Source organism: Sphaerisporangium sp. NPDC049003, assembly GCF_043197795.1.
GTDB lineage: Bacteria > Actinomycetota > Actinomycetes > Streptosporangiales > Streptosporangiaceae > Sphaerisporangium.
The window spans coordinates 183,321-200,925 of the sequence record NZ_JBICTU010000004.1 but is presented as its reverse complement, the minus strand read 5'-3'; the positions used below and the strand labels follow the sequence as shown (position 1 = coordinate 200,925).

At 70.6% G+C, this 17,605-nt stretch carries 14 protein-coding genes; 7 read left to right on the top strand and 7 right to left on the bottom strand.

What is annotated here, in order from left to right:
- Positions 1-11: 11 nt before the first annotated feature.
- The 3 genes from mctP to ACGFIV_RS05940 form a co-directional block, all read right to left on the bottom strand.
- Positions 12-1,619, bottom strand: coding sequence for a monocarboxylate uptake permease MctP (gene mctP / locus ACGFIV_RS05950; RefSeq protein ID WP_358553726.1), 1,608 nt, complete (start codon positions 1,617-1,619; stop codon positions 12-14).
- Entirely contained in the window at positions 1,616-1,846 is a 231-nt protein-coding gene (locus ACGFIV_RS05945; protein WP_392832382.1) for a DUF3311 domain-containing protein, read from the bottom strand. Before ACGFIV_RS05945 ends, mctP begins: the two co-directional genes overlap by 4 nt.
- 336 nt (positions 1,847-2,182) lie before the next feature.
- Positions 2,183-3,781, bottom strand: a complete 1,599-nt coding sequence (locus ACGFIV_RS05940) for a CocE/NonD family hydrolase (RefSeq protein ID WP_358553723.1) — start codon at positions 3,779-3,781, stop codon at positions 2,183-2,185.
- 330 nt (positions 3,782-4,111) lie between these two features.
- Here ACGFIV_RS05940 and ACGFIV_RS05935 point away from each other — a divergent pair, with 330 nt between their 5' ends.
- Positions 4,112-6,265 (top strand): anthranilate synthase component I, encoded by a 2,154-nt coding sequence (locus tag ACGFIV_RS05935; RefSeq protein ID WP_358553721.1) that lies wholly within the window; start codon positions 4,112-4,114, stop codon positions 6,263-6,265.
- A 178-nt stretch (positions 6,266-6,443) separates the two neighbouring features.
- Positions 6,444-7,670 (top strand): FAD-dependent thymidylate synthase, encoded by a 1,227-nt coding sequence (gene thyX, locus ACGFIV_RS05930; RefSeq protein WP_358553719.1) that lies wholly within the window; start codon positions 6,444-6,446, stop codon positions 7,668-7,670.
- A 103-nt stretch (positions 7,671-7,773) separates the two neighbouring features.
- Here thyX and ACGFIV_RS05925 read toward each other — a convergent pair whose 3' ends face one another.
- Together ACGFIV_RS05925 and ACGFIV_RS05920 are read right to left on the bottom strand one after the other, a co-directional pair.
- Entirely contained in the window at positions 7,774-8,079 is a 306-nt protein-coding gene (locus ACGFIV_RS05925) for a hypothetical protein (protein WP_358553717.1), read from the bottom strand.
- Between the two features lie 191 nt (positions 8,080-8,270).
- Entirely contained in the window at positions 8,271-9,494 is a 1,224-nt protein-coding gene (locus ACGFIV_RS05920; protein ID WP_392832377.1) for a globin domain-containing protein, read from the bottom strand.
- Positions 9,495-10,038: 544 nt separating this feature from the next.
- On the opposite strand from ACGFIV_RS05920, the gene ACGFIV_RS05915 reads away from it, so the two are divergent.
- Positions 10,039-10,725: a gamma-glutamyl-gamma-aminobutyrate hydrolase family protein gene (locus tag ACGFIV_RS05915; protein WP_358553713.1), complete on the top strand. Its 687-nt coding sequence runs from the start codon at positions 10,039-10,041 to the stop codon at positions 10,723-10,725.
- Positions 10,726-10,759: 34 nt separating this feature from the next.
- On the opposite strand, the gene ACGFIV_RS05910 is transcribed toward ACGFIV_RS05915, so the two are convergent.
- Together ACGFIV_RS05910 and ACGFIV_RS05905 are read right to left on the bottom strand one after the other, a co-directional pair.
- Positions 10,760-11,941: an acyl-CoA dehydrogenase family protein gene (locus ACGFIV_RS05910; protein WP_358553711.1), complete on the bottom strand. Its 1,182-nt coding sequence runs from the start codon at positions 11,939-11,941 to the stop codon at positions 10,760-10,762.
- Positions 11,942-12,003: 62 nt separating this feature from the next.
- On the bottom strand, positions 12,004-12,594 hold the full coding sequence (locus tag ACGFIV_RS05905) for a methyltransferase domain-containing protein (RefSeq protein ID WP_358553709.1): 591 nt from the start codon (positions 12,592-12,594) through the stop codon (positions 12,004-12,006).
- Between the two features lie 229 nt (positions 12,595-12,823).
- Here ACGFIV_RS05905 and ACGFIV_RS05900 point away from each other — a divergent pair, with 229 nt between their 5' ends.
- From ACGFIV_RS05900 to ACGFIV_RS05885, 4 genes are all read left to right on the top strand, one after another.
- Positions 12,824-13,402 carry a CDP-alcohol phosphatidyltransferase family protein gene (locus tag ACGFIV_RS05900; protein WP_358553707.1) on the top strand — a complete coding sequence of 193 codons (579 nt, stop codon included), beginning with the start codon at positions 12,824-12,826 and terminating at the stop codon, positions 13,400-13,402.
- 99 nt (positions 13,403-13,501) lie between these two features.
- Positions 13,502-16,003, top strand: a complete 2,502-nt coding sequence (locus ACGFIV_RS05895; protein WP_358553705.1) for a mannose-1-phosphate guanyltransferase — start codon at positions 13,502-13,504, stop codon at positions 16,001-16,003.
- Between the two features lie 363 nt (positions 16,004-16,366).
- Complete coding sequence (locus ACGFIV_RS05890) at positions 16,367-16,870, top strand: FHA domain-containing protein (protein WP_358553703.1); 504 nt, start codon at positions 16,367-16,369, stop codon at positions 16,868-16,870.
- Between the two features lie 12 nt (positions 16,871-16,882).
- Complete coding sequence (locus ACGFIV_RS05885; RefSeq protein ID WP_358553701.1) at positions 16,883-17,557, top strand: MerR family transcriptional regulator; 675 nt, start codon at positions 16,883-16,885, stop codon at positions 17,555-17,557.
- Positions 17,558-17,605: the final 48 nt, after the last annotated feature.

Genomic DNA, 17,605 nt, shown 5'->3' with positions numbered 1-17,605 from the left:
GAGGCGGGCCGTCAGCGGGAGCCGGACAGCTCGATCTCTTGGACCCGGGGGTCGCCCTCGTCGGCCAGGTAGTCGGAGGGGCGGGTGGCGTCGTCCCCGTCGGCGAACTTGCCGGCCCGCGCGATCAGCGTCCCGGCGACCGCGACGACGAGGTTGACGGCCAGGGCGAGGAAACCGGCGTAGATCGTCATCTTGGTGTCCAGGCCCAGCTTCGACAGCGCGAACGCCGAGCCGCCGAAGTGGGCGTGGTCGGTCGCCGGGTTGGCGACGTTGTAGAGCATCAACATGCCGGACGCCATGCCGGCGGCCCACCCCGCGATCAGGCCGCCCCGGTGGAACCAGCGGGTGTACAGGCCGAGGCCGACCGAGGGCAGGGTCTGCAGGATGATGACGCCACCGATGAGCTGGAGGTCGATGGAGAACTGCGGGTCGATCAGCAGGATGACGAGTACCGCGCCGATCTTCACCACGAGCGAGGCGATCTTGCTGACGGCCGCCTCCTGGGCGCTGGTGGCGTCCCGCCTGACGTACTCCTTGTAGATGTTGCGCGTGAACAGGTTCGCGGCGGCGATCGACATGATGGCGGCGGGGACGAGCGCGCCGATGCCGACGGCGGCGTAGGCCACCCCGGCGAACCAGTCGGGGAACATCTTGTCGAACAGCAGCGGTACCACCGTGTTGGCGTCCGCCTTGCCGCCGGCGGTGACGGGCTTGATCCCGGCGGCGATCGCCATGTAGCCGAGCAGCGCGATCAGGCCAAGGAGCAGGCTGTATGCGGGCAGTGCGGACATGTTCCGCTTGATCACCCCGCGGTTGCGCGCCGCCAGCACCCCGGTGACGCTGTGCGGGTACAGGAACAGCGCCAGGGCCGACCCGAACGCCAGCGTGACGTACTGGAGCTGGTTGTTCGGGTTGAGCAGGATGCCGTCACCCGGGGCCGGGGTGGCGTCGAACTTGGCCCGGGCCGCGTCGAAGATCGAGCCCCAGCCGCCGAGCCTGCTCGGGATGTAGATGATCGCCACCAGGATGACCAGGTAGATCAGGCCGTCCTTGACGAACGCGATCAGCGCGGGCGCGCGCAGGCCCGACTGGTAGGTGTAGGCCGCGAGGATCGCGAAGGCGATGATGAGCGGCAGGTCGCCGGTGACGCCCATGGTCTTCAGCACGGCCTCGATCCCGACGAGCTGCAGCGCGATGTACGGCATGGTGGCCACCAGGCCCGTGATCGCGATCAGCAGCGCCAGGGTGGGGGAGCCGAAGCGGGCGCGGACGAAGTCGGCCGGGGTGACCATGCCGTGCACGTGGGCGACCGACCACAGCCGGATCAGCACGAGGAACACCAGCGGGTAGGTGACGATCGTGTACGGCAGGGCGAAGAAGCCCGTCGCCCCCGCGCCGAACAACAGCGCGGGCACGGCCACGAACGTGTAGGCGGTGTACAGGTCGCCGCCGACGAGGAACCACGTGATCCACGAGCCGAACTTCCGGCCGCCGAGCCCCCACTCGTCCAGTGTCGCCAGGTCGTCGGGACGGCGCCAGCGGGCCGCGACGAACCCCATGCCGCTCACGACCACGAACAGGATCGCGAAGACGATCAGCTCGGTGACGTGCCCGCTCATCGCCCGCTCCGCTTCTTGCCCACCTGGTAGACGATCGTGGTGGCGCCGACGCCGAGGATGATGAACGCGAGCTGCAGCCAGTAGAACAGCGGGAACCCGAACAGGCGCGGCTCGTCGGCGTTGTAGAGGGCGGGGATCAAGGGAATCGCGATCGGCACGAGCAGCAGCCGGTTCCACGGGCTGCGATCGCTTCGGGCCGGGCGCTGATCGCTGGGTGGCGTCGTCAACACACTCTCCTAGGGAGAAGAGAGGCGTAACTAGCCTGATGGGGCTAGTTATCCGGTTGTGCGGAAGCGTAATTTCGCGACGGGGTCGCGCGCCTCACCATTCGCCGAACGGACCTGTTGGCGCGCCGAGCGGCGACGCCGGCGCCGCCCGCAGGGGCACGGGGGCATCGGTCCAGGTCAGCGGTGGTGTCGCGGGTGCCGTACGCCTCCGGGGCGGGCACTTCGGCGACGGTATCGGGCCGGTCGCCGAACACGCGTCCGCAGCGCCTTGACAACGCTGCCCGCATCTCGTAAAGACCGGTGAAAAGTCGTGCCGGGGACGGCTCGCAGGGGTCGTCAGCTCGCGGCGTGGGGCAGGATGACGGCCGAGGGATGGTCCGGGTCGTGGAAGATCTCCTGGTCGGCCGCGACCGACAGGTGGCCGGTCCCGAGGGGCTCGCCGGTTCCGAGGTTGCGGGCCAGCCGGGGGTAGGCGCCGCTCGCCACGTGCACGCGCACGCGGTGACCCTTCTTGAAGCGGTGGGCGATCGGCCACAGGTCGACCTCGACGCGGCGGACGCCCTCCTCGTCCTCCGGCGGCGCACCGGGCAGAAGGCGCCGTACGCCCTCGCACACGTTGAGCGAGGTGCCGTCCGGATGCACGTCGCACACCCGGACCACCAGGTCGGTGTGGCGCGTGCTGGATCTGAGGAACACCTCCGCGGTGACCGGGCCGATCAGGTCGAGGTCCTCGCCGAGCGCGTCGCCGGTGTAGACGAGCACGTCGGAGCGCCCCTCCAGGCGGCGGTTGTCGCGGGGGGCGGAGTTCCCGAGCAGGGTCGGCCCGCCGGAGACGGGCGTCGGCCGCGCCGGGTTGTAGCGGTACCGGTCGGGATAGGACCCGGCGGCCGGGTTGGCGGTCGCCAGGCCGAACCCCGGCTGCAGGTGCCAGCGCCGCTTCCTGGTGCCGGGCACGGGCCAGTCCTCGAAGTCGCGCCACTCGTCCGCGCCCGTGACGTACAGCCGCACGGGGCTGGCGCGCAGCCCGGAGGTGTCGCCGAGCAGGTGGGCGCGGAACCAGGCGAGCGCGTCGAGGTTGGCGAGGCGGCCGTGCCGCACGTCGGCGTGGTGCCACGGCCCGACCGTGAGGTACGGCCGGCGCCCGGCGGCCCGCATGGCCATGTAGTCCTTGAGCTGCCATGGCAGGAAGACGTCGTACCAGCCGCCGGTCATGGTGACCGCCGCGTCCACCTCGCCCACGGTGGCCGAGAAGTCCCTCTTCTTCCAGAACGGCACGGCGGGGTCGGCGTGGTGGGTGAGCACCTCCTGGAAGAACGGGAGCTGCCGGCCGGCCGCCAGCACGTCGAGCTCTCCGATCGGCCGCCCGGAGAGCACGGCCCGCTGGGTGCGGCGGGGGGCGAAGAACACCGCCGCCCCGCTGAGCGGCCCGGACATCAGGGCGGTGAGCGTGCTCCAGCTCAGCGTGGACTCAAGGGCGAACGAACCGCCGACGTAGGCGGCGTCGCGGAACTGCGACGCGGTGACCTGGGTGGCCATGGCCTTCAGGTCCGGGCCCGCGTACGGCGCGATCGCCCACTGCGCGTAACCGAGGTAGCTGGGGCCGTGCATGGCGAAGCTCCCGCCGTACCAGGGCTGGGCCCGCATCCACTCGACCGTCGCGAGGCCGTCGTCCTGCTCGTCCAGGGGGGTGAGCTCGCCGCCCGACCCGAACCCGCCCCGGCAGCTCTGCAGGATCACCTGGAAGCCCTGCCGCGCGAAGGCCCTGCCGTACGCCAGCCCGAACAGGCCGCGCCTGCCGTACGGTGAGCGGATGAGGATGGTGGGGGGCCTGCTCACGCCGATCGGGATGTAGCGGTCGGCCAGCAGGAGGACGCCATCCGGCATGGGGACCTGCACGTCCCTGTGGACGACCACCCTGTACTGAACCCGAGCCATGAGCGCTCCTGCCTGTAAGCGGAGTCATACCCCGGTTGATGTAAGCAGCGCTTTACTCACTGGTAACATGCTAGTGCTATCGGCCGCCGGGCGCTGTGACGTATGTCACTCATCCGGCGTCCGTCCCCGCGCCGGGCTGTTGGCCGAAGAAGTGGCGGCGGGTCCGTAAGGCCGCTACCATTTGGCCATGCGAACGATTTCACCTGCTCAGTGGTGGCGCCGCTCCTAGGCGGCGCATGTTTCGCATTCATTTCGGACGGCCGCCCCGGGAGGCGGCCTTTTTCATGCCCACCCGGGGCCAAATCGAAGATCCAGAAGGGCGAGGCAAGGGTGGACACGAGCGGATATACAACCGCGGGCGGCATCGGTGTCGAGGTGACGACCGCCGACGTTCCCGAGTCCGTGCTGGAGGAGGTGGTCTCCTCCCTCGGCGAGCGGCGCGGCGGCGTGCTGTCCTCGGGCATGGAGTACCCCGGCCGGTACAGCCGATGGCACCTCGCCTACATCGACCCCGTCCTGGAGATCGTCGCCCGGGGACGCGAGATCTCCGCGCGGGCGCTGAACGAGCGCGGCAGGGTCGTGCTGCCCGCCGTCACCTCCTGCCTGCTCGCCGCGGGCAAGACCACGACGGAGCCGACCGTGGACCACGTCGAGGTCCACGTCGCCGAGTCCGAGGACATCCTGCCCGAGGAGATGCGCAGCCGCCGTCCCACGGTCTTCACGGCCATCCGCGAGGTGATCGCCGCCTTCGCGGGCGACGACGAGCACCTCGGGCTGTACGGGGCGTTCGGCTACGACCTGGCCTTCCAGTTCGAGCCGATCAGGCAGGCGCTCGAACGCGAGGGCGACCAGCGCGACCTGGTCCTCCACCTGCCCGACCGGGTCATGGTGATCGACCGCAAGCGGGAGACAAGTCGGGAGTACCTCTACGAGTTCACCGTCGACGGCGTCTCGACCCGCGGCCTCCCGCGCACCGGGGAGTCCGTCCCGCTTCCCCCCACACCCACCCAGATCCCGAAAAATCCGGAGCAGGGGGAGTACGCGGAGGTCGTGGAGGCCGCCAAGCAGAAGTTCCGGCGTGGCGACCTGTTCGAGGTGGTCCCCGGGCAGGTCTTCCACGCCTCCTGCGACGACCCCTCCGGCTTCTACCGGGGCCTGCGCAAGATCAACCCCGCGCCGTACGAGTTCCTGTTCAACCTCGGCGAGGGCGAGCACCTGGTCGGCGCCTCGCCGGAGATGTACGTCCGCGTCCAGGGCGACAGGGTCGAGACCTGCCCGATCTCCGGCACGATCGCGCGCGGCGCCAACCCCGTGGAGGACGCCGAGGCCATCCGCACGCTGCTCAGCTCGGTGAAGGAGGAGTCCGAGCTGACCATGTGCACCGACGTCGACCGCAACGACAAGTCGCGCATCTGCGTCCCGGGCACGGTCCAGGTCATCGGCCGCCGCCAGATCGAGATGTACTCCCGCCTCATCCACACCGTCGACCACATCGAAGGCCGGCTGCGCCCCGGGTTCGACGCCCTGGACGCCTTCCTCACCCACATGTGGGCCGTCACCGTCACCGGGGCGCCCAAGACCTGGGCGATGCAGTTCATCGAGGACCACGAGGCGACCGCCCGGCGCTGGTACGGCGGCGCCGTCGGCTACCTCGGCTTCGACGGGTCGATGAACACCGGCCTCACCCTGCGCACCGCCCAGATCCGCGACGGCGTGGCGACGGTCCGCGCCGGCGCGACGCTGCTGTTCGACTCCGACCCCGGCGCCGAGGAGCGGGAGACCGAGCTGAAGGCCAGCGCCCTGCTCGGCGCCCTCGCCGCCGTCGGCGCCCCGCCGGAGCGGGCCGTGCCGGCGGCGTCGGCCGAGCGCCCGGGGGAGGGGGTGAAGGTCCTGCTCGTCGACTACGAGGACTCCTTCGTCAACACCCTCGCCGACTACTTCCGCCAGCACGGCGCCGACGTCGTCACCCTGCGCCACGGCTTCCCGCTCACCATGCTCGACGAGGTCGCCCCGGACCTGGCGGTGCTCTCGCCCGGCCCCGGGTGGCCGTCCGACTTCGGCTGCTCCGACCTCGTCGGCGCCCTGTACGCCAGGGGGCTGCCCGTCTTCGGCGTCTGTCTCGGCCTGCAGGCGATGGTCGAGCACGCGGGCGGCACCCTGTCGCTGCTGCCCCACCCCGAGCACGGCAAGAGGGGGCTGGTCCGCAGGGTGGGCGACAGCGCGCTGCTCGACGGGCTGCCGGGCGAGTTCACCGGCGCCCGCTACCACTCGCTGCACGCCAAGCAGCCTGAGGTGAAAGGCTTCACGGTCACCGCGCTGACCCCCGACGGCGCGGTCATGGCCATCGAGGACACCGTCAACCGCCGGTTCGGCGTCCAGTTCCACCCCGAGTCCATCCTCACCGCCGAGGGCGGCGCCGGATCCCGGATCGTCGCCAACGTGTTGAGGCTGTGCCGGGGTTCGGTGGAGGCGGCGGAGAAGTAGCGGCCGAAGCCGGGGCGCGCCCTCAGAGTCCACAGGCCGGACACCGGCGTGAGGGCGCGACCCGGCGGCGGGCGGCCGTGGCGCCTGCGATCACGATCCGCCGCGACATCCCCCGAAGCGAAGCCACTCCGTTACGATGTGGGCGGCCTAGACGAGGGGGATCCGAGGCGTGGAATTCGTGAGCGATGTGACGGTGGAGCTGGTCAGGCACAGCGCGGCCGACTCCGACGTGGTCTGGGCCGCCCGGGTGTCCACCGCCGGGGAGCAGTCCCTGGAGGCGGTCCACCAGGATCCCGAGCGCTCCAAGGGCCTGATCAACTTCCTCATGCGCGACCGGCACGGCAGCCCGTTCGAGCACAACTCGATGACCTTCTTCATCAACGCGCCGATCCTGGTCTTCCGCGAGTTCCACCGGCACAGGGTCGGCTGGTGCCTCGCAGGCGATTCCGAGATCACGCTGGTGAGCGAGAAAGGGCATGTTCGCCGCCGGACCATCGCGGAGCTCTACCGGCTCTGGCATCACGGCGTCGATGGCACCAGGCCCCGCGCGGGTGGGGGAGCGCCGCAGTACACGCGCCGTGACCATGTGCGGTGTTTCGACGAGACGACCCTGCTGGAGTCACAGGGCAAGATCCTCGATGTCATGGAGTCCGGGGTCAAGCGGCTGATCCGTCTCGGCACCGCGAGCGGCCGGTCGCTGAGGTGCTCCGTGGACCACGCCGTCCTCACTCCCGAGGCCTGGCGCAAGGCGGGGGAGCTGGAGGTCGGAGACAAGGTCATGATCGGCGAGACCGGGCCGCGTCCCTCCGAAGCGCCCACGCGCGGAGGAAAGCCGCCGGTCGCCGAACCCGACCCGATCGTCTCGATCGGTGACGGCGGCGAGGAGATGACCTACGATCTGTCGGTCGAGGGCCCCTGGCACAACTTCCTTGCCAACGGCGTGGTCGTTCACAATTCGTACAACGAGGAGAGCGGAAGGTACCGCGAGCTTCAGCCGGTCTTCTATGTGCCCGGGCGGGCGCGGAAGCTCGTGCAGGAGGGCAAGCCGGGCCGCTACCAGTTCGTCGAGGGCGACGACGAGCAGCACAAGCTGGTGACCGAGACCATGGAGAGCTCCTACCGGCGGTCGTACGAGGCCTACCAGGAGATGCTGGCGGCGGGCATCGCCCGCGAGGTCGCGCGGGCCGTGCTGCCCGTCGGCCTGTTCTCCTCCATGTACGCCACGTGCAACGCCCGCTCGCTGATGCACTTCCTGTCCCTGCGCACCAAGGACGAGCGCGCGAGCGTGCCGTCGTTCCCGCAGCGCGAGATCGAGATGGTGGCCGAGAAGATGGAGGCGTTCTGGGCCGGGCTGATGCCGCTCACCCACGCCGCCTTCAACGCCGCCGGCCGCGTCGCCCCCTAGCGGGGCGCAGCGCTCAAGGGTGCCGTGCGCTCCGGCACCCCGTCGCCGCGCTGAGAGTCGGCCGGCCCGCACCCCCCGGTGGCGGGCCGTCATCGGGGGCTCTCTACAGGGCGGGAAGCACGTAGACCTCCGCGCCCGGGGGTAAGGCGCAGGCCAGCCCGCCTAGGCGGCGGGCGTTCTCCCCGCACACGAACATGCTGATGTGGCGGCGGATCCCGCCGTGCTCGTCGCAGAGCCGCTTCTCCAGCAGGGGGTGGGTGCGCCGCAGGGTGTGGAGCGCCGCGCCCAGCGTGGGGCGGCTCTCGTCGGAGTCGGCGACGGCGAAGACGCGGACCTCGGTGGCCCCGCTGCCCCAGTGCCCGAGCGCGCTGGGCAGCACGAATGTCACGAGCGTGACCGGCTTGGCCATCGGAGTCAGCGCACCGCCGTGGCGACAGGCAAGGCCCGTGCGACGTGGGGGGAGGAACGCCTCGTGTCGGCGGCGAGCAGGGTGCCCTGCATGATCGCCCTTCCTTTCGCGGTGTCGGGGCCGCATCGCCTGTCCCCCCGGCTCGGCGTGGTCGCCCGATCGGCATGTCGGCCGCTGCGCGCGGATCGGCATCATCGTGTCACGTTGCCCGGGCACCCGCCGGACTCCGCGTGATTTGGGTGATCAGTTCGCCCGGATAGTCCGCTGATATCTGGTTGCTCGCGGGAACTCGGCCGCGACTCCCCGGGGATGGGGTCGCAGTGGATGCGCGCCGGGGGCACACCCTCGTTCTGGAGCCGCCGCACGGTCTCGTTGACCATGGCGGAGGGGCCGCAGACGTACACGTCGTGGTCGGCCCACGAGTGGAAGCGCTGTACGACGTCCGGGAGCGAGCCGCGCATGCCGTCGTAGCCGGGCTCGCCGGACACCACCGGCAGGACCCGCAGCCACGGGAAGGCGGCCTCCATGCGGATCAGGTCGTCGAGGTCGTACAGCTCGCCGGCGGTGCGGGCGCCGACCAGCAGGTGGATGTTCGGGCGGCGGCCCGAGGCGATGACGTGCTCGATGATGGCCTTGAGCGGGGCGAGGCCGGTGCCCCCGGCGACGCAGATGATGTCGCGCGCGTGCTCGCCGTCCGGGGGCGCCATGGTGCCGACCGGCGGGCCGAGGAGCACGGTGTCGCCGATCCGCGTGTGCGAGACCAGGGCCGAGCTGACCCACCCGCCGCTCACGGCGCGCACGTGCAGCCTGATGGTGTTGTCGGGCCGCGGGGCGTTGGCGATGGAGAACGTGCGCCAGACGCGCGGCCAGCGGGCGACCTGCAGGTTGACGTACTGCCCGGGGACGAAGTCCATCGGGGTGCCGGGACGCAGAGTGATGACGGCGACGCCGGGCGCGCGCAGTTCGTGGTCCACGACCTCCGCCAGCCACCACGCGGGGGCGACCCCGGCGTCGGCCTCGGCCGCCTCGATCATGAGGTTGGCCGCGACCGTGTAGGCCGCGACCCACGCGGCCTCGATCTCGCTGGTCCAGGTATCGCCGGCGAAGCGCTTGATGGTCGCCAGCAGCGCGTTGCCCACGGCGGTGTAGTGCTCGGCCAGCACGCCGTACTTGCGGTGGTCCCTGCCGAGCTGGCTCAGGTAGGAGCCGAGGCTGTCGGGGCTGTCCAGGCTCCAGACGATGCGGGTGAGCGCGCTGAAGAGACGGTCCCGCTGGACGTCCATGGCGGGGGGGAACATGCTCCGGAGGTGTGGGCCCTCAGCGAACAGCCGCCCGTAGAAGTACGCGACGGCCTTGCCCATGACGGGCTCGACGGCTGAGAAGCTTTCCTTTACTAGACGTGGATTCAACGACATATATAGACGCCACCCTAATTGACCGGATTTAGCATCCGATCTCGTTGTGCCACCTCCCTGACGGTCCGGGTACGAGCGTCCGGCGGCCCCAGCTCAACCGAGCGCTCGAATTGGAGTCTTCCATTCCCTCTTGAGCCCCACAACCGTTTCACCACAAGGTGACGGGAAATCGAACTCTTTGTAATTGACGGGTGATTCTCCGTAATGAATTCCGGGGTGGGGGCGGATGTACATGAAAGAGAATCACATTCATCTTTTCCCGGGATGCCATTTCCGGGTCCTCGTCCGGGTCGCGACTCGGGCCTGCTGATTTCGTGGATACCGGCGGACCGTTCCACACCGGCACCCGGCGTACCGGCAGGGCGGCGACGGGGCGGGGGACGGGCGTGGGCCGTGGCACAGATGTTGCGGAAGTGACGTGACTGATACCCCGAATACGTGACATACCGGAAATGTTGTGCGCCATGATGGGCTTGCCACTGCTGATGGGCTGGGTGCCGCCGTGACATGGCGGCACGACCTCGCGCGAGCCCCTGGAGACCGTATGTCCCGACCGCTGATCGGTATCACCACCTACTTCGACGCCGCCCGATGGGGCACGTGGGTCCGCGAGGCCGTGCTCTCGCCGCCCGCCTACGCGAAGGCGGTGGACAGGGCCGGGGGTTCCCCCGTGCTGATCCCCCCGCTGAGCCTGGGAGCGATCGACGGCTACGTCCGCGGCCTGTCGGGGCTCATCCTGGCCGGCGGCGTGGAGGTCGATCCCGGCGCCTACGGCGAGGAGCGGGACGAGAGAGTGGAGGAGCCGCAGCCGCAGCGCGACAGGTTCGAGATCGGGCTCGCCCGCGCGGCCGTCCAGGCGGGCGTCCCCGTGCTCGGCGTGGCGCGCGGCATGCACATCCTGAACGTCGCGCTGGGTGGCACCCTGATCCGGTGGCTGCCCGAGGCGGTCCACCACGAGCGGCACGCCGCAAGCACGCCGCACGTGATCCAGGTGAGCGTCTCCAGCAAGGTCGGCAAGGCCGTCGGTGACCGCATCGAGGTCGCGATGCCCCACCACCAGGCCCTCAAGCGGCTCGGCGAGGGACTGCTCGCCGTGGCGTGGGCCGACGACCAGATCGTCGAGGGCGTGGAGCTCCAGGGCCACCGGTTCTGCGTGGGCGTCCAGTGGCACCCGGAGCGGGGGGACGACAACCGCCTCGTGGACGCCCTGGTCGAGGCCGCCATGCCGTGAGGCGCGGGGTTCGGCGGCTCAGAGGCCCGCGTGCTCAGAAGCTCCGGGGCAGGCCGAGCACCTGGGTCGCCAGGTAGTTGAGCAGAAGCTCCTCGGTGACGGGAGCCACCTTGCCGATCCGGGCGTCCGCCAGCAGGCGGGCGACGGGGTACTCCAGGGAGTACGCCATCCCGCCGTGCGTCTGGAAGGCGTGGTCGGCCGCCTCCCAGGCGACCTGCGAGGCGGTGAGCTTGGCGATGTTGGCCTCGGTGCCGCACGGCAGGCGCCGGTCGAACAGCCAGGCCGCCTTGTAGAGCATCAGCCTCGCCAGCTCGATCTTCGCCTTGACCTGCGCGAGCGGGAAGGCGATGGCCTGGTTCGCCCCGATCGGGCGGCCGAACACCTCCCGCTCCTTGGCGTAGGCGACCGCGACGCGCAGCGCCACCTCCGCGCCGCCTAGGGCGCTGGCGCCCAGCAGGATCCGCTCGGGGTTGAGGATGTCCCACAGCACGGCCGCCCCCTGGTCGACCTCGCCGAGCACGCTGGTGGCGGGCACCCGCAGGTCGTCGATGAAGACCATGTTGGACGGGGTGGTGTTGGCGCCCATCTTCGGGATCGGCCGGTAGGAAAGCCGCCCCGCCGCCACCGCCTCGGGCACGTTCACCAGGAAGACCGTGAGGCCGTTGGTGCGCGGCCTGGCCTCGGCCGCCGGGATGGTCCGGGTGACCAGCAGCATCCAGCTGGCGCGCTGGACCCCGGTGATCCAGATCTTCTGCCCGTTGATAACGTACTCGCCGCCGTCGAGGCGGGCGGAGGTCGAGATGGCCAGGGAGTTCGACCCGGCGTCGGGCTCGGTGAGCGCGAAGCACGTCTCGATCTCGCCTGCGGCGAGCTTCGGGAGCAGCGCCGCCCGCTGCTCGCCCGAGCCGTGGCGGGCGATGGTCAGCGCGCCGAAGCCGGGGGTCAGCACGTAGGTGAACGCCGATCCGCCGGCCGAACCCGAGGCCGACAGGGTCTCGGTCGCCACGGTCAGCTCCAGCAGGCCCTGGCCGCCCCCGCCGTACTCCTCGGGCACCGCGAGGCCGAGCCAGCCGCCCTTGGCCAGCTCGGACCACACCTCCTCCGGCCAGCGCTTGTCCGCCTCGCACCGCTGCCAGTAGTCCATGTCGTAGCGCGAGCAGATGTCCGCGACGCCGCGCTGTACGTCGCGGGCGCTCTCCGGAAGCGTGAAGTCCACCGTGATCACTCCATTCCCGTTGCCGCGCAATGGTAGAGCGAAGCCCGGCGGCCGTGCGAGGGTCAGGAACGCGGGCGCCTGGCGAGGTAGACGAAGGCCGGAGGCACGTTGCCCCACACCGTCCGGCTCGGCACGACCTCCTCGAACACCTCCAGCAGGCGGCGGCGGAAGCGCATCGCCGGCGGCAGCGTACGGGCGTGCAGGTAGGCGAAGGTGGTCAGGGTCCCCGCGGGCGTCAGCGTCTCGCGGATCGCCTCCAGCAGCCGGTCCTGGAGCGCGGAGGGGAAGGCGGCCCAGGGCAGCCCGCTGACCACCACGTCGGCCCGGTCGAGCCCGTGGTTGGCGAGGATCTTGGGCAGGTGCGCGGCGTCGCCGACGACGACCTTGGCGCCGGGGTGCCGTTCGGCCAGCCCCACGGCGAGCCGGGCGTTGATCTCGACGGCCAGGTGGTGGCCCCGCCCGCCGAGACGCCGCTGGATCTCCTTGGTGAACACGCCCGTCCCCGGGCCGAGCTCGACGATGACGGGGTCCCCGCGCTCGGGAACCGGAGAGGCGACCACCCTCGCCAGGCGCTGTGAGCTGGGCGCGACCGCCCCGGTGGTGCCGGGCGAGCGCATGAACTGCCCGAAGAAGACGGCTGCGTCATTGGCCATGGCACCGACCTTAAAGAAGAAAATGGTCTGCTGCTTCCACCGTTCGGCCGATCTCGTGATCGCCTGGAGGACCCCGTCTCCGACTTGAGGAGGATCCCGTCATTCGTCCCCGGAGAACGGGCGCGGGTGCGTCCTTTCACGATACGCATCGCGGCCAGGCTCGCCCCCGCCGCCGCCCGGGGCCGCGCACCGGCTAGGGTCGGCACCAGGTTCACGAGGGGAGTCACGGGTGAGATCGGCGGAGGACCGGATCTGGACGGTTCCGAACATGCTCAGCCTGCTGCGGCTGCTCGGCGTGCCGGTGTTCCTGTGGCTGGTTCTGGGGCCCAAGGCCGACGGGTGGGCGCTCGCCCTGCTCATGGCGGCGGGGTTCTCCGACTGGCTCGACGGCAAGCTGGCCAGGGCCTGGAACCAGACCAGCAAGCTGGGCAGGCTGCTCGACCCGCTCGCCGACCGGCTCTACATCCTGGCCACGCTGATCGGGCTGACGTTGCGCGAGGTCATCCCCTGGTGGCTGACCGCCCTGATCGTCGGCAGGGACGTCCTGCTGCTGCTCGGCGTTCCGGTCCTGCGCAGGCACGGTTTCGGGTCGGCCCTGCCGGTCCACTTCCTCGGCAAGGCCGCGACCGCCAACCTGCTCTACGCCTTCCCGCTGCTTTTCCTGGCGTCCCACGACGGTTGGTACGCCGACATAGCCCGGATCTTGGGATGGGCCTTTGCCATCTGGGGAACAGGTCTGTATTGGTGGGCGGGGGCGCTGTACGTGGTTCAGGGGCGCCGGCTCATCGGAGGGGCGAGCCGGGCATGAGCGATCGTGGGGGCCCGTCCCGGCGAGTCCCCGCGGCCACTACTGCCCGCGCGAGCGTGACCGTGTGCCCACCGTGACGAAACAGACGGAGGGTGATCTGTGAAGGCCGTCGTGATGGCGGGCGGGGAGGGGACTCGGCTGCGGCCGATGACCGCCAACCAGCCCAAACCCCTACTTCCCGTGGTCAACCGGCCGATCATGGAGCACGTGCTCCGCCTGCTGAAGCGGCACGGCTTCACCGAGACCGTCGTCACCGTCCAGTTCCTGGCCGCCCTGGTGCGCAACTACTTCGGCGACGGCGACGAGCTCGGCATGAGCCTCCACTACGCCACCGAGGAGATCCCGCTCGGCACGGCGGGAAGCGTGAAGAACGCCGCCGACAAGCTGCGCGACGAGCGCTTCCTGGTGATCTCCGGGGACGCGCTGACCGACATCGACCTGACCGACCTGATCCGGTTCCACGAGGAGAACGGCGCCCTCGTCACCATCGGGCTCAAGCGCGTGCCGAACCCGCTGGAGTTCGGGATCATCATCGTCGACGAGCAGGGCAGGGTGCAGCGCTTCCTGGAGAAGCCCACCTGGGGGCAGGTCTTCTCCGACACGGTCAACACCGGCGTGTACGTGATGGAGCCGGAGGTCCTCGACGAGGTCGCCCCCGGGGTCCCGGTCGACTGGTCGGCCGACGTCTTCCCCAAGCTGCTGGCCCAGGGCGCGCCGCTGTACGGGTACATCACCGGCGGCTACTGGGAGGACGTCGGCACCCACGAGAGCTACCTCAAGGCGCAGGCGGACGCCCTGTCGGGCCGGGTCAAGCTGGACGCCGACGGCTTCGAGCTCTCCCCGGGCGTCTGGGTCGCCGAGGGCGCCTCCGTCGACCCCGACGCCATCTTGAAGGGCCCGCTCTACATCGGCGGCTACGCCAAGGTCGAGGCGGGCGCCGAACTGCGGGAGTACACCGTCCTCGGCGACAACGTCGTGGTGAAGGAGGGCGCGTTCCTGCACCGCGCCGTCGTCCACGACAACGTCTACATCGGGCCGAGCGCCCACCTGCGCGGCTGCGTGATCGGCAAGAACACTGACGTGATGACCGGCGCGCGCATCGAGGAGAACGCCGTCGTCGGCGACGAGTGCGTGATCGAGTCCGAGGCCTACGTCTCCTCCGGCGTCAAGATCTACCCTTTCAAGACGATCGAGGCGGGCGCGGTCGTCAACACCAGCGTGATCTGGGAGTCGCGCGGCCAGCGAAGCCTGTTCGGGCCGCGCGGGGTCTCCGGCCTCGTCAACGTCGAGATCACCCCCGAGCTGTGCGTGCGCCTGGCCAGCGCGTACGCCACCACCCTGAAGAAGGGCGCGTCGGTCATCACCTCGCGCGACTCCTCCCGCGCCGCCCGCGCCCTCAAGCGCGCGGTCATCAGCGCGCTGACCGCGAGCGCGATCAACGTGCTCGACCTGGAGGCCGCCCCGCTGCCCGTCGCGCGCTTCCACACCTCCAACGAGACCGCCTCGGGCGGCATCGCCCTTCGCACCACCCCAGGTGACCCCCAGAGCGTCGACATCATCTTCATGGACGAGAACGGCGCCGACCTGTCGCAGGGCGCGCAGCGCAAGCTGGAGCGCGTCTTCTCCCGGCAGGAGTTCCGGCGCGCCTTCCCCGGCGAGATCGCGGAGCTGAGCTTCCCCGCCAGGGCCGTGGAGGACTACACCCGCGAGCTGCTGCGCTGGGTCGACATGTCCGGCGTGCGCGACGCCGAGATGAAGGTCGTCATCGACTGCGCGGGCGGCACCTCCTCCCTGGTGCTCCCGAGCCTGCTCGGCCGCGTCGGGGTGGACGTCCTCACCGTCAACAACCGCCTGGACGACGCCTCGCCGACCGAGACGCTCGCCGAGCGCCGCAGGGACCTCCAGCGCCTGGCGGAGCTCGTGGGGTCCTCCAGGGCCGCTTTCGGCGTACGTTTCGACCCGGTGGGGGAGCGCGTCTCCCTGGTCGACGAGATGGGCCAGCTGATCAGCGAGGAGCGGGCGCAGCTGGTCGTCCTCGACCTGGTCGCGGCCGAGCGACGCGGCGGCCGGGTGGCCCTGCCCGTGACCACCACCCGCGTGGCCGAGCAGGTGTGCCGGTTCCACGGGGCGCAGGTGCAGTGGACCTCCACGGCCCTGGACGCCCTCACCTCGGCGGCTGCCGACCCCGATCTGATCTTCGCGGCGGACGGGCGCGGCGGCTTCATCGTGCCGGAGTTCGCGCCCACGGTCGACGGCCTGGCCGCCTTCCTGCGCATCCTCGGGCTGGTGGCCCGCACCCGGCTGTCGCTGAGCCAGATCGACGCCCGCATCCCGCAGGCGAAGATGCTCAAACGCACGGTTCCGACCCCGTGGGCCGCCAAGGGGGCGGTCATGCGGTCGGTCGTCGAGGCGGCCGACGGGTACCACCTCGACACCACCGACGGCGTGCGCGTGGTCGAGGAGGACGGAGGCTGGGCCCTGATCCTCCCCGACCCCTCGGAGGCCGTGACCCGTATCTGGGCGGAAGGGGACGACCTGGACGTGGCACAGGGCCTCCTGGAGCGCTGGGCGCGGGTGGTGGAGCACGCCGCGGGCACCTGAGCGCCCGCCCCGGCAACGGGAGCGTTCTGCCCCGAACCGGCCGTTTCCGGTCACATTTGAACGGCGCGCCGCATGGACCGGAGGGCGGCGCGGGCGGTAGCTTTGGACCGGCGTGGCGAGCCGGGTCGGAAGGAACGAGGGGCGAGCGCCGTCAGGAGATACGCGAGCCCCCGTCAGCGAGGACCGAGCGAGCCCCACCAGCAGCATGTCCGAACCCGCGAGCCTGCCCTCATCTTGACCTTTGCGACTCATCAGCGTAAGTTGCGGCATTCGCAGTCTGAGCAACTATGAGAAGCGAAGAACCGAGGCACGCCGCACAGAGCACCGTCGCCGCGACTTCGCGGTAGGAGGCCGAGCCGATCGATGCCGAGCGTCTACTGCACGCAGTGCGGTCATGCCAACCCTGACGACGCCCGTTTCTGCTCACGGTGCGGGTCGCCGCTGAGTCGTGTCGAAAACACGCCGGGGGACACCACCTCCACGATCTCACTCAGTGGGATCGAGGCGATGGACGGCGACGCGACGGGACAGACGCTCATCCCCGATCGGGCCTCGGTCGAGCAGCTGCCGGCCGGCACGGCCCTGCTGGTCGTGATGCGCGGGCCCAACGCCGGGAGCCGGTTCCTGCTCGACAGCGACCTCACCACGGCGGGCCGTCACCCCGAGAGCGACATCTTCCTCGACGACGTGACCGTTTCGCGCAGGCACGCGGAGTTCTACCGGCGGGGCGACTACTTCACCGCCAGGGACGTCGGCAGCCTCAACGGCACCTACGTCAACCGGGAGCGCATCGAGGAGCTACCGCTCTCCGGCGGCGACGAAGTCCAGATCGGCAAGTTCCGGCTGGTGTTCCTCACGCGTGGGTGAGGAGGAACGGTGATGGGCGCGCAGGCAGCCAGGGCGTTCATGAGCATCGGGGAAGTCCTCGAGATCCTGCGGGGCGACTTCCCCGACGTCACCGTCTCCAAGATCCGCTTTCTCGAGGGCGAGGGGCTCATCGAGCCCCAGCGCTCCCCTTCGGGGTACCGCAAGTTCACCCACGCCGACGTCGAGCGCCTGCGCTACATCCTCACCGCCCAGCGTGACCGCTACCTTCCGCTGCGCGTGATCAAGGACCACCTGGACACCGCCGAGCGCGACGGCGTCACCCGGCCCCGCGCAGTCGGGGCCGAGCCGCCGGTCGCCGAGATCCGGCTGAGCCGCGCCGAGCTTCTGGAGGCCGCGGCCCTCGACGAGGAGACCCTCGTGGAGCTGGAGGACTACGGCCTGCTGACCCCGGTCGCGCGGTGGTACGACGCCGAGGCCCTCACCGTCGCCAGGGCCTCAGGGGCGCTCGGAAGGTTCGGGCTGCACCCCCGCCACCTGCGGGTGCTGAGGGCCGCCGCGGAGCGCGAGGCGGGGCTCGTGGAGCAGGCCGTGGCGCCGCTGCTGCGCCGCCGCGCCCCCGGCGCCGTCGATCAGGCCGAGGAGACCGCTCGCGAGCTCTCCGCCCTGCTCCTGGAGCTGCACGCCGCCCTGGTGCGGGGCGGTCTGAGGGGCATTCTGGGCCGCTGAAGGAGGCGCCCGGACATTTCGGGGTGCGGGGATGTTACGTTGAATTTT

Coding starts and splice junctions, on each gene's coding strand:
- ACGFIV_RS05940 (WP_358553723.1), bottom strand. CDS start 3,781: ATGGCTCGGGTTCAGTACAGGGTGGTCGTCCACAGGGACGTGCAGGTC.
- ACGFIV_RS05925 (WP_358553717.1), bottom strand. CDS start 8,079: ATGGCCAAGCCGGTCACGCTCGTGACATTCGTGCTGCCCAGCGCGCTC.
- ACGFIV_RS05890 (WP_358553703.1), top strand. CDS start 16,367: ATGCCGAGCGTCTACTGCACGCAGTGCGGTCATGCCAACCCTGACGAC.
- ACGFIV_RS05915 (WP_358553713.1), top strand. CDS start 10,039: ATGTCCCGACCGCTGATCGGTATCACCACCTACTTCGACGCCGCCCGA.
- ACGFIV_RS05920 (WP_392832377.1), bottom strand. CDS start 9,494: ATGTCGTTGAATCCACGTCTAGTAAAGGAAAGCTTCTCAGCCGTCGAG.
- ACGFIV_RS05885 (WP_358553701.1), top strand. CDS start 16,883: ATGGGCGCGCAGGCAGCCAGGGCGTTCATGAGCATCGGGGAAGTCCTC.
- ACGFIV_RS05905 (WP_358553709.1), bottom strand. CDS start 12,594: ATGGCCAATGACGCAGCCGTCTTCTTCGGGCAGTTCATGCGCTCGCCC.
- mctP (WP_358553726.1), bottom strand. CDS start 1,619: ATGAGCGGGCACGTCACCGAGCTGATCGTCTTCGCGATCCTGTTCGTG.